At 66.5% G+C, this 13,249-nt stretch carries 11 protein-coding genes; 10 read left to right on the top strand and 1 reads right to left on the bottom strand.

Going from position 1 to position 13,249, the window contains the following annotated elements; all coding sequences use genetic code 11:
- Positions 1-245: 245 nt before the first annotated feature.
- The 10 genes from CRO39_RS01155 (at position 246) to CRO39_RS01200 (ending at position 11,257) form a co-directional block, all read left to right on the top strand.
- Positions 246-1,283 carry an N-acetylornithine carbamoyltransferase gene (locus CRO39_RS01155; protein WP_097120038.1) on the top strand — a complete coding sequence of 346 codons (1,038 nt, stop codon included), beginning with the start codon at positions 246-248 and terminating at the stop codon, positions 1,281-1,283.
- A gap of 57 nt (positions 1,284-1,340) precedes the next feature.
- Positions 1,341-2,585: an argininosuccinate synthase gene (locus CRO39_RS01160; protein ID WP_097120039.1), complete on the top strand. Its 1,245-nt coding sequence runs from the start codon at positions 1,341-1,343 to the stop codon at positions 2,583-2,585.
- 106 nt (positions 2,586-2,691) lie between these two features.
- Positions 2,692-3,783: an acetylornithine deacetylase gene (locus CRO39_RS01165; RefSeq protein ID WP_097120040.1), complete on the top strand. Its 1,092-nt coding sequence runs from the start codon at positions 2,692-2,694 to the stop codon at positions 3,781-3,783.
- Between the two features lie 180 nt (positions 3,784-3,963).
- Positions 3,964-5,283 carry an acetylglutamate kinase gene (locus tag CRO39_RS01170; RefSeq protein ID WP_097120041.1) on the top strand — a complete coding sequence of 440 codons (1,320 nt, stop codon included), beginning with the start codon at positions 3,964-3,966 and terminating at the stop codon, positions 5,281-5,283.
- Between the two features lie 2 nt (positions 5,284-5,285).
- Positions 5,286-5,906 (top strand): GNAT family N-acetyltransferase, encoded by a 621-nt coding sequence (locus CRO39_RS01175; RefSeq protein WP_097120042.1) that lies wholly within the window; start codon positions 5,286-5,288, stop codon positions 5,904-5,906.
- Positions 5,903-6,862 carry an N-acetyl-gamma-glutamyl-phosphate reductase gene (gene argC, locus CRO39_RS01180; protein WP_097120043.1) on the top strand — a complete coding sequence of 320 codons (960 nt, stop codon included), beginning with the start codon at positions 5,903-5,905 and terminating at the stop codon, positions 6,860-6,862. The genes CRO39_RS01175 and argC overlap by 4 nt, the downstream gene beginning before the upstream one ends.
- Positions 6,863-7,016: 154 nt before the next feature.
- Positions 7,017-8,315: an argininosuccinate lyase gene (gene argH / locus CRO39_RS01185; RefSeq protein WP_097120044.1), complete on the top strand. Its 1,299-nt coding sequence runs from the start codon at positions 7,017-7,019 to the stop codon at positions 8,313-8,315.
- A gap of 122 nt (positions 8,316-8,437) precedes the next feature.
- Positions 8,438-8,692 carry a YciI family protein gene (locus CRO39_RS01190; protein ID WP_176520131.1) on the top strand — a complete coding sequence of 85 codons (255 nt, stop codon included), beginning with the start codon at positions 8,438-8,440 and terminating at the stop codon, positions 8,690-8,692.
- 10 nt (positions 8,693-8,702) lie between these two features.
- On the top strand, positions 8,703-9,851 hold the full coding sequence (proB, locus tag CRO39_RS01195; RefSeq protein ID WP_097120045.1) for a glutamate 5-kinase: 1,149 nt from the start codon (positions 8,703-8,705) through the stop codon (positions 9,849-9,851).
- Between the two features lie 146 nt (positions 9,852-9,997).
- Entirely contained in the window at positions 9,998-11,257 is a 1,260-nt protein-coding gene (locus CRO39_RS01200; protein ID WP_097120046.1) for a glutamate-5-semialdehyde dehydrogenase, read from the top strand.
- A 363-nt stretch (positions 11,258-11,620) separates the two neighbouring features.
- Here CRO39_RS01200 and CRO39_RS01205 read toward each other — a convergent pair whose 3' ends face one another.
- The gene (locus CRO39_RS01205) at positions 11,621-13,189 is read right to left on the bottom strand and encodes a M20/M25/M40 family metallo-hydrolase (RefSeq protein ID WP_097120047.1); all 1,569 of its coding nucleotides are present in this window, start codon (positions 13,187-13,189) and stop codon (positions 11,621-11,623) included.
- Between the last annotated feature and the right edge of the window lie 60 nt (positions 13,190-13,249).

Consider the following 13,249-nt stretch of genomic DNA (forward strand, 5'->3'; position numbering starts at 1 on the left):
GAGGATTCGCCCCCATGAAGATGAACGCGCACATGCACGCCGACAGCGCCGCTCGGATGGCCTCGAGCATGACTTCGCGTGCGCGTCGACCGGAATCCTGCACCTAGCTGGGCCACCGGACGTTATCGCTTGTCTTACCGGAACCCAGCCTGGCGCTGGGTTTTTTCGTTTCTGCTGTACGCGTTTCCCCCCGCAAGCCCGGCTCTGGCCGGACTTTCCGAAAAAGGCTATGGAATTCTGACCCCATGAAGCATTTCTTGAACACGCAGGACTGGAGCCGTTCCGAACTGGACGCATTGCTGACGCAGGCGGCGCTGTACAAGCAGAACAAGCTTGGCGACGCGCTGAAAGGCAAGTCGATAGCGCTGGTGTTCTTCAATCCGTCCATGCGCACGCGCACCAGTTTCGAACTGGGCGCGTTCCAACTGGGCGGCCACGCGGTGGTGCTGCAGCCGGGCAAGGATGCATGGCCTATCGAGTTCGACCTGGGCACGGTGATGGACGGCGACACCGAAGAGCACATCGCCGAGGTGGCCAGGGTGCTGGGCCGCTACGTGGACCTGATCGGCGTGCGCGCCTTTCCGAAGTTCCAGAACTGGGCCGACGACCGCCAGGACAAGGTGCTCAAGAGCTTCGCCAAATACTCGCCGGTGCCGGTGATCAACATGGAAACCATCACCCACCCGTGCCAGGAACTGGCCCACGCGCTGGCGCTGCAGGAGCATTTCGGCACCACGGATCTGCGCGGCAAGAAGTACGTGCTGACCTGGACCTACCACCCCAAGCCGCTGAACACGGCGGTGGCCAATTCCGCGCTGACCATCGCCACCCGCTTGGGCATGGACGTGACGTTGCTGTGCCCCACGCCGGATTACGTGCTGGATGAACGCTACATGGGCTGGGCCGAGCAGAATGTCGCCGAAAGCGGCGGTTCGCTGATCGTCAGCCATGACACCGACAGCGCCTACGCTGGCGCCGACGTGGTCTACGCCAAGAGCTGGGGCGCGCTGCCGTTCTTCGGCAATTGGGAGCCGGAAAAGCCCATCCGCGACCAGTACAAGCACTTCATCGTCGACGAGCGCAAGATGGCGCTGACCAACAACGGCGTGTTCAGCCACTGCCTGCCGCTGCGCCGCAACGTCAAGGCCACCGACGCGGTAATGGACTCGCCCAACTGCATCGCCATCGACGAAGCCGAGAACCGGCTGCATGTGCAGAAGGCGGTGATGGCGGCGCTGGTGGGCCAGCGCGGGGACCGGGGACCGGGGACCGGGGACCGGTAACAGCAGATCCTTCCGCCTTTCATCCATCAACACGCTATTCCCCACAGGAGTTTCCCCATGTCGCAATCCGACGCTTCCGCCGGTCCCCGGTCCCCGGTCCCCGGTCCCGGCTCCTCCAAGGACATCGTCCTCGCCTTCTCCGGCGGCCTCGACACCAGCTTCTGCATTCCTTACCTGCAGGAGCGCGGCTGGGCCGTGCATACCGTGTTCGCCGATACCGGCGGCGTGGATGCCGAAGAGCGTGCCTATATCGAGCAGCGCGCCGCGGAGCTGGGTGCGGCCAGCCATGTCACCGTCGACGGCGGCCCTGCGATCTGGGAAGGCTTCGTCAAGCCGTTCGTATGGGCGGGCGAGGGCTACCAGGGCCAGTATCCGCTGCTGGTGTCCGACCGCTACCTGATCGTCGATGCCGCGCTCAAGCGCGCTGCCGAACTGGGGACCAACGCGATCGCCCACGGCTGCACCGGCATGGGCAACGACCAGGTGCGTTTCGACCTGGCGGTGAAGGCTTCGGGCGACTATCAGATTGTCGCGCCCATCCGCGAAATCCAGAAGGAACACACCCAGACCCGCGCCTACGAGCAGCAGTACCTGGAACAGCGCGGCTTCGGCGTGCGCGCCAAGCAGAAGAGCTACACGATCAACGAGAACCTGCTGGGCGTCACCCTGTCCGGCGGCGAGATCGACCGTTGGGAAGCCCCGGGCGAGGGCGCCCGCGGCTGGTGCGCGCCGCGCAGCGAATGGCCGGAGCAGCCGCTCCAGGTGGCGCTCGGTTTCAGCAATGGCGAGGCGGTGACGCTGGATGGCCAGCCGATGGCAGGCGCGCAGCTGCTGGCGAAGTTGAACGGCCTGTTCGCGCCCTACGGCGTCGGCCGCGGCATGTACACCGGCGACACCACCATCGGCCTGAAGGGCCGCATCGTCTACGAGGCGCCGGGACTGATTTCGCTGCTGGCCGCGCACCGCGCGCTGGAAGAGGCGGTGCTGAGCAAGCAGCAGAACCGCTTCAAGCCCGAGGTGGCGCGCAAGTGGGTGGAGGTGGTCTACGAAGGCTTCTACCACGACCCCATCAAGACCGACCTGGAGGCCTACCTGAAGTCCTCGCAGGCCACCGTCAATGGCGAGGTGGTGCTGGAAACCCGCGGCGGCCGCGTCGATGCGGTCGCGGTCAGATCTCCGCACCTGCTGCACGCCAAGGGCGCGGTATACGCGCAATCGGCCGATTGGGGCGTGGAGGAGGCCGAGGGCTTCATCAAGCTGTTCGGGATGAGCTCGACCTTGTGGGCCGAGATCAATCGTTGAGGAACGAGTTCGGAGAAACGAGGAACGAGTAGAAGCGAATACTTGTTCTCCGGTTTCCGCTCTTCCACTCGTTGCTCGTTCCTTTCCACTCGTTCCTGGCCTTCCCATGCTCCCTACCGTCCTCCACCATCTCGAAAAACTGGTGTCCTTCGACACCCGCAATCCGCCGCGGGATATCGGCACCGACGGCATCTTCGATTACCTGCGCACGCAGCTGCCGGACTTCACCATTGAAGTGACCGACCACGGCGCCGGCGCGGTGTCGTTCTTCGCCGTGCGCGGGCAGCCGAAGCGCGTGTTCAACGTGCATCTGGACACGGTGCCGTCGTCACCCGCTTGGAGCGCCGATCCGCACACGCTGCGCATCGAGGGCGGCCGCGCCATCGGCCTGGGCGCCTGCGACATCAAGGGCGCTGCCGCGGCCCTGGTAGCGGCGGCACAGGTGACGCAGGGCGCTGCCGCGTTCCTGTTCACGACGGACGAGGAAGCCAACGATGCCCGCTGCATCGCCGCGTTCCTGGCGCGCGACCACGGCTTTGGCGAGGCGATCATCGCCGAGCCGACCCGCTGCGAAGCGGTGCTCGCGCACCGCGGCATCAGCGCGGTACGGATGGCGTTCGCCGGCCAGGCCGGGCACGCTTCGGCCGAGAACGCGCTGTCGCTGAGCGCGCTGCACAATGCCATGCGCTGGGGGACCACTGCGCTGGATTTCGTGCAGGCCCAGCATCATCTGCGCTTCGGCGGGCTGACCGGGTTGCGCTTCAACATCGGCCGGGTCGAAGGCGGCATCAAGGCCAACATGATCGCGCCCAGCGCCGAGGTGCGGTTCGGTTTCCGGCCGTTGCCGTCGCAGGACATGGATGGACTGCATGCGCAGTTCAGAGGTTTCGCCAACGCAGATGCGCTGGCCGAGTACGAGGAAACCTTCCGCGGCCCGTCGTTGCCGTCCGGCGATGTGGCGCGCGCGGAAGAGCGCCGCCTGGCCGCGCGCGATCTGGCCGACGAACTGGGCCTGCCGATCGGCAACGCGGTGGATTTCTGGACCGAGGCCTCGCTGTTCTCGCAGGCGGGCCTGACCGCATTGGTCTACGGCCCTGGCGATATCGCCCAGGCGCATACCGCGGACGAGTGGGTCAGTCTCGAACAACTGCAAAGCTATGCCGATAGCGTGACCCGCATCCTCGCCGAGGGTGGGTGACGGGGCGAGCTAGAAACGAGAAACGAGTGATGAGAAACGAGAAACGAGAAACGAGAAGCGAGAAGCGAGAAGTGAGCGACGGGGAACCGGCGAGGAGAATGGAACGGGCTTTTACTCGTTCCTCGTTCCTCTCTACTCGTTCCTCGCTCTTCGTTCCTTCAACCAGAGACCACAAACGAAATGAACTCCCACACACAGACCCGGCAGACCATCATCCGGCTGCTGTCCAGCATGGCCAGCGCGAAGGAGATTTCGCAGTACGTCAAGCGCTTTTCGCAGCTGGATGCCAAGCGCTTTGCCGTGGTCAAGGTCGGCGGCGCGGTGCTGCGCGACGATCTGGAGGCGCTGACTTCCTCCCTGGCGTTCCTGCAGGAAGTGGGGCTGACGCCCATCGTTGTGCATGGCGCCGGCCCGCAGCTGGATGAGGAAATGACCGCCGCCGGCATCGCCAAGCAGACCGTCGACGGCTTGCGCGTGACCACGCCGGAAGTGCTGGCGATCGTGCGCAAGGTGTTCCTGCAGCAGAACCTGGCGCTGGTCGAGGCGCTGCAGCAGGGCGGCGCGCGCGCGACTTCGATCGTGTCCGGCGTGTTCGAGGCCGAATTCAAGGATCAGGCGACCTATGGGCTGGTCGGCGAGGTGTCGCGCATCAATCTGGCGCCGATCGAGGCCAGCCTGAAGGCCGGTTCGATTCCGGTCATCGCCAGCATGGGCGAAACCCGGGGCGGGCAGATTCTCAACATCAATGCCGACTTCGCCGCCAACGAACTGGTGCAGGTGCTGCAGCCGTACAAGATCATCTTCCTGACCGGCACCGGCGGACTGCTGAATGCCGAAGGCGCGGTGATCGATTCGATCAACCTGTCCACCGAGTACGACGAACTGATGGCGCAGCCGTGGATCAACGGCGGCATGCGGGTCAAGATCGAGCAGATCAAGGATCTGCTGGACAGATTGCCGCTGACTTCGTCGGTGTCGATCACCAAGCCGGCTGAGCTGGCCAAGGAGCTGTTCACCCACAGGGGCTCGGGCACGCTGGTGCGCAAGGGCGAGCGGGTGCTGCGGTTCGAAGGATCGTGGGAGGGCATCGACCTGCCGCGACTTCGCACGTTGATCGAGTCCAGCTTCGGCCGCAGGCTGCTGCCGGATTATTTCGAACGCACCGTGCCGTACCGCGTGTATGTCAGCGAGAACTACCGTACCGCGCTGATTCTGACCCGGGAGGAAGGCTTCGCCTACCTGGACAAGTTCGCCGTGCTCGACGACGCCCAGGGCGAAGGCCTGGGGCGCGCCGTGTGGCATGTGATGCGCGAGGAGAATCCGCAGCTGTTCTGGCGCTCGCGCCACAACAATCAGGTCAACATCTTCTATTACGCCGAATCCGATGGCTGCTACAAGCAGGAGAAATGGAAGGTGTTCTGGTACGGCATCGAGGATTTCGGCGATATCGAGCGTTGCGTGGCGCATTGCCGCACGCGCATGCCGACGCTGGCGGAATGAGCATGGACGGCAGCCATCTCCCCGATGCCTGGCGCGAGGTGCCGCGGTTGTCGGGCCGGTATGCGCGGTTGGAGGCGATGCGGCGCGAGCACGCCGATGGCCTGCGTGCCGCATTGGCCGGCGATGAACTGGCGCGCCTGTGGTACACCGGCGTGCCTTCGGTGGCCGGTGTCGATGCCTATGTCGACGCCGCGCTGGAAGCGCAGGCATCGGGCCGGGCGCTGCCGTTCGTCATCCGCGATGCCGGGGGCGCCATCGTCGGCAGCACGCGCTTCTACGATCTCGAACCCGGTGTTCCCAGGCTGAGCATCGGCTATACCTGGTACGCGCCGCAGGCACAGCGCACCGGCGTCAACACCGAATCCAAGCTGCTGCTGTTGACCCATGCGTTCGAAGCGCTGGGCTGCATCAGCGTGGTGTTCGAGACCAGCTGGTTCAACCAGCGTTCGCGCGCGGCCATTGCGCGGTTGGGCGCCAAACAGGATGGCGTGCTGCGCAACCATCGCCGCCACGCCGACGGCAGCCCGCGCGACACCGTCGTCTTTTCCATCATCGACAGCGAATGGCAGGGCGCGAAGCGCAACCTGCTGTTCAAGCTGCAACAACACGAGTCAACGCAATGAGCAGGAAGACCGTCGGCATCGTCGGTGCCCGTGGCCATACTGGCGCCGAACTGATCAAACTGATCGCCCGCCATCCGCAACTGGAGCTGGCATTCGTGTCCTCGCGCGAGCTGGCCGGGCAGAAGGTCAGCGAGCAGATCGCCGAATTCGCCGGCGAACTGCGCTACGAGAACCTCAGCCACGAGCAGGTCGGCGGCAAGGGTGCCGACGCGGTGATCCTGGCGCTGCCCAACGGCAAGGCCGCCGAGCTGGTCGCCGCCATCGATGCGCAGAAGCCGGACACGGTGGTGGTGGATCTGTCGGCCGACTACCGCTTCAACGAGGACTGGTACTACGGCTTGCCGGAGCTGACCCGTGCCGGCTATGCCGGGCAGAGGCGCATCAGCAATCCCGGTTGCTATGCCACGGCCATGCAGCTGGCGATCGCGCCGCTGCTGGATCAACTGGCCGGGCCGCCGCAGTGCTTCGGCGTGTCCGGCTACTCCGGCGCCGGCACCACGCCTTCGGACAAGAACAATCCCGAGCTGCTGCGCGACAACCTGATGCCGTATGCGCTGGCCGATCACATGCACGAGCGCGAGGTTTCCCGCCACCTGGGCGTGCCGGTGGAGTTCATGCCGCATGTGGCGCCGCATTTCCGCGGCATCACGATGACGGTGAACCTGTGGTTGCGGCGGCCGGTCAAGGTGGAAGCCATCCGCGAGTTGTACCGCCAGCGCTATGCGGATGAGCCGCTGGTCGCCATCCTGGACGATGCGCCCTGGGTCAGCCGCATCGCCGGCAGGCATGGCGTGGAAATCGGCGGCTTCACCGTGGCGCCGGGCGGCAAGCGGCTGGTGGTGGTAGCCACGCTGGACAACCTGCTGAAAGGCGCCGCCACCCAGGCGATGCAGAATCTGAATCTGGCGTTCGGGTTCGATGAGTTGATGTCGATTCCGGTGGAGGAAGGGGTATGAGGATTGGATTTTTTCGGGACCAGGGACCCGGGACCGGGGACCCGGGAAAACGCGGGGGAACCTCGGTGATTGGACATCCGCTTTCTCCGGTCCCCGGTCCCCGGTCCCTGGTCCCGATCACGCTCCCGTCCCACGAACGTCCGGAGAACTCCCGATGAGCGACCTGCTGTGGCAAAAATCCGGTGTCAGCGTCGATGCGCAAATCCAGCGCTTCCTGGCCGGCGACGACGTACTGCTGGACAGGGAATTCTTCCTGCACGATATCCAGGCCAGTACCGCGCATGCCGAAGGCCTGCAACGCATCGGCATCGTGACCGCCGATGAGCTGGCCGGCCTGAAGCGCGAGCTGGCCGTGCTGGCCGAAGATTTCCGTGCTGGCCGCTTCGTGCTGGATGAGCGGTTCGAAGACGGCCATTCGGCCATCGAGGCGCGGCTGACCGAACGGCTGGGCGATGCCGGCCGCAGGATCCACACCGGCCGCAGCCGCAACGACCAGATCCTGGTGGCCACGCGGCTGTGGCTGAAGCAAAAGCTTGCCCGCCTCGCCACGCTGTCGCGCGAGATTGCCCAGGTTGCGCTGGATCGCGCGCAGGCCGAACGCGATCTGCCGATTCCCGGCTATACCCATATCCAGCGCGCCGTGGTGTCCTCGGCCGGCATGTGGTGGGCAGGCTGGGCCGAGGCGTTTATCGACAACGCCATCCGCGCGCGGGACACGCTGAAGCTGGTCGATGCCAATCCGCTGGGCACCGCGGCCGGCTACGGCGTCAACCTCAAGCTGGATCGCGAACACACCACCGCCGCGCTGGGCTTCGCGCGGATGCAGATCAGCCCGATCTACGCGCAGCTGTCGCGCGGCAAGTTCGAGATGGCGGCGCTGGAAGCCCTGGGCGGGGCGACGCTGGATCTGCGCCGGATCGCCTGGGACCTGTCGCTGTTCACCAGCGCCGAGTTCGGTTTTGTGGCGCTGCCGGCGCAGTACACCACCGGCAGTTCCATCATGCCGAACAAGCGCAACCCGGACGTGATCGAGTTGATGCGCGCCACCCATGCCAGCGTGGCGGCCGCGCGCACCGAGATCGAACAGCTGCTGTCGCTGCCGTCCGGCTATCACCGCGATCTGCAGGCCAGCAAGGGCGCGATCTTCCATGGCTTCGGCCGCGGCCTGCCGGCGCTGGAGCTGCTGCCGGCGCTGCTGGCCAACCTGGAATGGCGCCAAGACCGTCTACGCGCGGCCATCGATTCGGGCATGTACGCCACCGACGTGGCGGTGGAAGCCGCGCTGGCCGGCGTGCCGTTCCGCGAGGCCTACAAGGCCGCCGCCGCGTCGGCCGACAGCGCCGGCGAAGGCCGCACGCCGGAATCCAGCCTGGCCGCACGCGTTTCGCCCGGTTCGGCGGCGGATCTGCGGCTGGACGAACTGCGCGCGCGGTTGAGTGCGCTGGAGAGTTGATGCAAGCAGGAGCGACGCGAGTTGCGATGGGGCCTGACCCATAAAGCATCGCGACTTACCTCGCTCCTGCAGCGGGACCACCTTGTCTTTCGCAGTTCAATGCAGAACAGAGAAACCACGGAATGAAGCGATACTTGGTCATGGCCATGCGCAATCCCAGTTTCAGCGACGATGTCATCGCGCCGCATCAGGCGTTCCTGGACCAGCTGCGCGCGGCCGGACAACTCGAGATGACCGGCGGCTTCAGCGACAGGAGCGGCGGCGCCTATGTGCTGGCCGCCGACTCGCTGGCGCAGGCCCAGGCCATTGCCGCGCGCGACCCGCTGGCCACGTCCGGTTCTTCCCTGGTCACCGTCTATGAATGGAACACACGTTGAGCCGCCTGCAATGAACCAGCCTGCCGCCCGCGGTTTCACCGAACAGCCGTTGCCAGCGTGGCGGCGTGCGGTGCTGAAAGTCGGCAGCAGCCTGCTGGCCGCCGACGGCGAGGGGCTGAGCCCGCGCCATGCGCTGAATCTGGCGCAGTTCGTTTCCGCCAGCCTGGCAGCCGGGCGCGAGGTGATCATCGTCTCCTCCGGCGCGGTCGCCGCCGGGCGCGCCATCCTGCACCGCAAGCCGCAGTCCGGTATCGCCATGGCCGAGCGGCAGGCGCTGGCGGCATTGGGGCAGGCGCAGCTGATCGGATTGTGGCAGCGCTTCTTCGAGCGCCCGGTCGCGCAGGTGCTGTTGACCCACGACGATTTGCGCAACCGCCGCCGCTATCTCAATGCCCGGGCGACGCTGCAGGAACTGCTGGCCCTGGGCGCGCTGCCGGTGGTCAACGAGAACGACACCGTCTCGGTGGACGAACTGAAGCTGGGCGACAACGACAATCTGGCCGCCGTGGTTGCGGCGCTGGTCGACGCCGATGCGCTGTTCATCGCCACCGATATCGACGGCTTCTATTCGGCCAATCCGCGCAGCCATCCCGAGGCCAGCCCGATTCTGGACGTGGAAGCGCTGACGCCCGAGTTCCATGCGATGGCCGGCGGTGCCGGCAGCGGGGTCGGCACCGGCGGCATGCATACCAAGCTGGAGGCCGCGGCCAAAGCGGCGGCGGCCGGCATCGAGACCTTCCTGTTCAACGGCACCCGCGCCGACACCGTGGCCGCGTTGGCGCGCGGCAGCCTGCTGGGCACGCGCTTCCGTCCGGCGCAGAACCGGCTGGCGGCGCGCAAGTACTGGTTGCGCAACGTGCCCAAGGAGGCCGGCGCCATCGTGGTGGATGCCGGCGCGGCCAACGCCATGACAAGCAGGGGCGCCTCGCTGCTGCCGGGCGGGGTGACCACGGCCGAAGGCGATTTCCGCCGCGGCGACATGGTCGAGGTGGTGCTGCGCGACGAGCACGGCGACCGCCGCATCGCGCGCGGGGTCAGCCAATACTCGGCGGTCGACATCCGCCGCATCGCCCGCCGCCACTCGCGCGACATCGAAGGCATACTGGGGTACAACTACGGCGGCAACGTCATCCACCGCGACGATCTGGTGTTGTTGTAGCGGGGACCGGGGACCCGGGACTCGGCGACTGATCCAACCACTCCCAGTCCCGCTTCTCCCTCTCGTTCCTCGTTCCTCGTTCCTCGTTCCTCACTCCTCACTCCTCACTCCTCACTCCTCACTCCTCACTCCTCACTCCCAGCCCCATGTCCGACATCAAACAACAGGCCCTGCAATGCCGTGAAGCCGCGCAGGCGATCGCGCAGCTGTCCACCGATGCCAAGAACGCGTTGCTGCTGGCGATGGCCGATGCGTTGCTGGCGGACCAGGCCGGCATCCTGCAGGCCAATGCCCGCGACATGGACGCGGCCGGCGCCAAGGGCATCGCCGGGGCGATGCTGGACCGGCTGAAGCTGGATGAAGCGCGTCTGGCCGGCATCGCCAGGGCATTGCGGGAAGTGGCCGAACTGCCGGACCCGGTAGGCCAGGTGACCCGCCGCGAAACCCGCCCCAACGGCATCGCCATCGAGCGCGTACGGGTGCCGCTGGGCGTGGTGGCGATGATCTACGAAGCCCGCCCCAACGTCACCGCCGATGCCGCCGCGCTATGCCTGAAAGCCGGCAATGGCGTGATTCTGCGCGGCGGTTCGGAGGCCATTCACTCCAATACCGCCATCGCCGCATCGCTGAAGCGCGCGCTGCGCGAATCGGGCCTGCCGGAAGCGGCGCTGACCCTGGTCGAGGATCTGCGGCGGGAGACGATGGTCGAGCTGCTGCAGTTGAACGACGTCATCGACCTGGCGATCCCGCGCGGCGGCGAAGGCTTGATCCGGTTCGTCGCCGAACACGCGCGGGTACCGGTGATCAAGCACTACAAGGGCGTCTGCCATCTGTTTGTCGACGCCAGCGCGGATCCGGATCTGGCGTTGCGGCTGCTGCTGGACGGCAAGGCCTCGCGGCCCGGCGTCTGCAATGCGCTGGAGACTTTGCTGGTGCATGAGGCCATCGCCAGCAGCTTCCTGCCGCGAGCCGGCGAAGCGCTGCGTGCGCGCGGCGTGGAACTGCGCGGCGACGAAACCGCGCAGGCCTTGGTGCCGGAGGCCAAGCCGGCCAGCGAAGACGACTACGCCGCCGAATTCCTGGATCTGATCCTCGCCGTGCGCGTGGTGAAGGACCTGGACGCAGCCATCGCGCACATCCGCCGCTACGGCTCCGACCACACCGAGGTCATCGCCACCCGCGATGGCGCGGCCGCCGACAAGTTCGTGCAGTCGCTGCGTTCGGCGGTGGTGATGGTCAATGCCTCCTCGCGTTTCAGCGATGGCGGCGAGCTGGGCCTGGGCGCGGAGATCGGCATTTCCACTACGCGCCTGCACAGCTATGGCCCGATGGGCGCCGAATCGCTGACCGTCGAACGCTTCGTCGTTCGCGGCGAAGGGCAGGTGCGCCATCCGGATCTGCTCTAGAGCGTGTTATGGCCTTTGGGGTGAGTGCGAAGGCTGCTATCGCGGTGTCAGGCAAGGCGCACGCCGCCGGTCAGGCTGGTGGCCTGGCCAAGGCGTGCAACGCAGCATGGCGCCGCGACAGCGGCCTTCCCGAAGGGTTGCGCGCCAGCGCCGCCGCAGCCGCGTTGCCCGGCTTGCCTTGGGCACCACCCAAGGACGGCGCCGGCCGCCTTGCTGCAACGGCGCTGGCACGCAACGCATCTCATCCAAAGGCCATAACACGCTCTAGGGCATCGCAGGCCCGGCATTTACGGGCACCGCTGTTCGTCGCTTCCGCGCATAGCCTGCCCTCCAATTGCCGTAGTTGGGGGCGACGGCTGTCCCTCACTCGCCGCGCGCCGCCGCCAGCGCGTGCAGCAGGTCCACATAGCTCTTTTCGATATCGGCCAGGCCGGCGGCGCGGACGCCGGCGGCCGGACGGAGCAGCATGTATTCGTTGGGCGCATGCGCGCCCGAGCCGTGGCCAAGGCCGCCGAATACGAACGGCAGACCCAGCGTGCGGGTGAACTGGTAGAACGGCGCACTGCCGGCCAGCCATGGGCTGACCCGCGGCGTGGCGCCGTACTTGTTCAATACGCTGATCGTTGCCTGCACCAAAGGAGAATCGGCCTGGGTGGCGGCGGCAGGGTAGCCTGAGGTCGGTCGCAGGGCGAGGTCGTCGAAGCCGTGCGCGTGCAGATGCGCGCGGATCATCCGGTAAGCCGCATCGGGCTCCAGGCCGGGCGGCAGCCGCGAATCGATCTTGGCGGTGGCCTTGTGCGGCAGGATGGTCTTGGTGCCTTCGCCGGTATAGCCGCTCCAGATGCCGTTGATGTTGAGGGTCGGGTCGTAGAGATTGCGGACCAGCGCCTGGCGGCCGCTGATGCCGTCTATCCATTGCCTGACCCCCAGCGCCTTTTGCAGCGCGCTGTCGTCCTGGGTGGCGGCCAGCGCGTTGATCAACCGCTGCTCATCGAGCGTCGGTGCGCGCACCGCATCGTAATAGCCCGGAATCTCTATCGTGTTGCCGTCGGCGCTGGTCATCGAGGCGATGGCCTGCACCAGGCGCAAGGCGGGCGAGTCGACCAGCGCTTTCAACGAGCCGTGCACTTCGGCATCGACCGGGCCGCCCCAGTCGCCGCCGCGCGCTTCCAGTTCGAAATAGATGATGCCCTTGACGCCCAGGTTCAGCGCCGCTGCGCCGCTGCGGTCCTGGATGTTCATCGGGAAGAAGGCGCCATCGGCCTGGCGCAGGCGCGGCAGATACGGCTCCAGCACCGCGCCGAAATTGGGGGAGCCGAGTTCCTCCTCGCCCTCGGCAACCACGTACAGGTTGACCGGCAGCGTGCCCTCGCTGCGGATGATTGCCTCGACCGCATTGAGGAAGGCGCGCTGCGGACCTTTCTGGTTGGTGGCGCCGCGGGCCATCAGCACGGTGCCCAGCTCGTTTTCGACCAGTGTGCCGGCAAAGGGATCGGATATCTGCCAGTTCTGCTCGACCGGCTGGACGTCGTACATCATGTAGACCACCAGGGTCTTTTCGGCGCCGGCGTCGTAGTAGCCGAACACGCCAGGGTGCCCCGGGGTCTGCACCAGTTCCACTTCCTGGAAGCCCAGCGCGGTCAGATCGCCGGCCAGCAACTGCGCCATGTCGTCGATGCCGTCATCCTGCGCGCTGATGGAGCGCTGCCGGACCCAGCGCTGCAGGTTGGCGATGTGCTGCGGCTGGTGGGCGTCGATATAGGCGTAGGCCGCTTCGTGCCTGCCGGCATAGGCCGGAATGGCGGTGGCATCGAAGGCCTCGGCGGTGTCGAAGGTCCATGCCGGCCGCTTGGCCGCTTCCGCCGCCGTCGCCGCTATCGATGCCAGGAACAGTACCGGTGCGAGAATCCACTTGCCTGCCGTTGCGCCCATTCCCGTCGCTCCTTCTTCGCATGTGATGGATGCATGTTCGGGGCTGGCCGGATGCCGCGC

It is taken from the genome of Pseudoxanthomonas wuyuanensis (assembly GCF_900215535.1).
Classification (GTDB): domain Bacteria; phylum Pseudomonadota; class Gammaproteobacteria; order Xanthomonadales; family Xanthomonadaceae; genus Pseudoxanthomonas_A; species Pseudoxanthomonas_A wuyuanensis.

What these genes read in the sequence shown, in the direction of transcription:
- CRO39_RS01155 (WP_097120038.1), top strand. Translation starts at nt 246, where the DNA reads ATGAAGCATTTCTTGAACACGCAGGACTGGAGCCGTTCCGAACTGGAC.
- CRO39_RS01160 (WP_097120039.1), top strand. Translation starts at nt 1,341, where the DNA reads ATGTCGCAATCCGACGCTTCCGCCGGTCCCCGGTCCCCGGTCCCCGGT.
- CRO39_RS01165 (WP_097120040.1), top strand. Translation starts at nt 2,692, where the DNA reads ATGCTCCCTACCGTCCTCCACCATCTCGAAAAACTGGTGTCCTTCGAC.
- CRO39_RS01170 (WP_097120041.1), top strand. Translation starts at nt 3,964, where the DNA reads ATGAACTCCCACACACAGACCCGGCAGACCATCATCCGGCTGCTGTCC.
- CRO39_RS01175 (WP_097120042.1), top strand. Translation starts at nt 5,286, where the DNA reads ATGGACGGCAGCCATCTCCCCGATGCCTGGCGCGAGGTGCCGCGGTTG.
- argC (WP_097120043.1), top strand. Translation starts at nt 5,903, where the DNA reads ATGAGCAGGAAGACCGTCGGCATCGTCGGTGCCCGTGGCCATACTGGC.
- argH (WP_097120044.1), top strand. Translation starts at nt 7,017, where the DNA reads ATGAGCGACCTGCTGTGGCAAAAATCCGGTGTCAGCGTCGATGCGCAA.
- CRO39_RS01190 (WP_176520131.1), top strand. Translation starts at nt 8,438, where the DNA reads ATGAAGCGATACTTGGTCATGGCCATGCGCAATCCCAGTTTCAGCGAC.
- proB (WP_097120045.1), top strand. Translation starts at nt 8,703, where the DNA reads ATGAACCAGCCTGCCGCCCGCGGTTTCACCGAACAGCCGTTGCCAGCG.
- CRO39_RS01200 (WP_097120046.1), top strand. Translation starts at nt 9,998, where the DNA reads ATGTCCGACATCAAACAACAGGCCCTGCAATGCCGTGAAGCCGCGCAG.
- CRO39_RS01205 (WP_097120047.1), bottom strand. Translation starts at nt 13,189, where the DNA reads ATGGGCGCAACGGCAGGCAAGTGGATTCTCGCACCGGTACTGTTCCTG.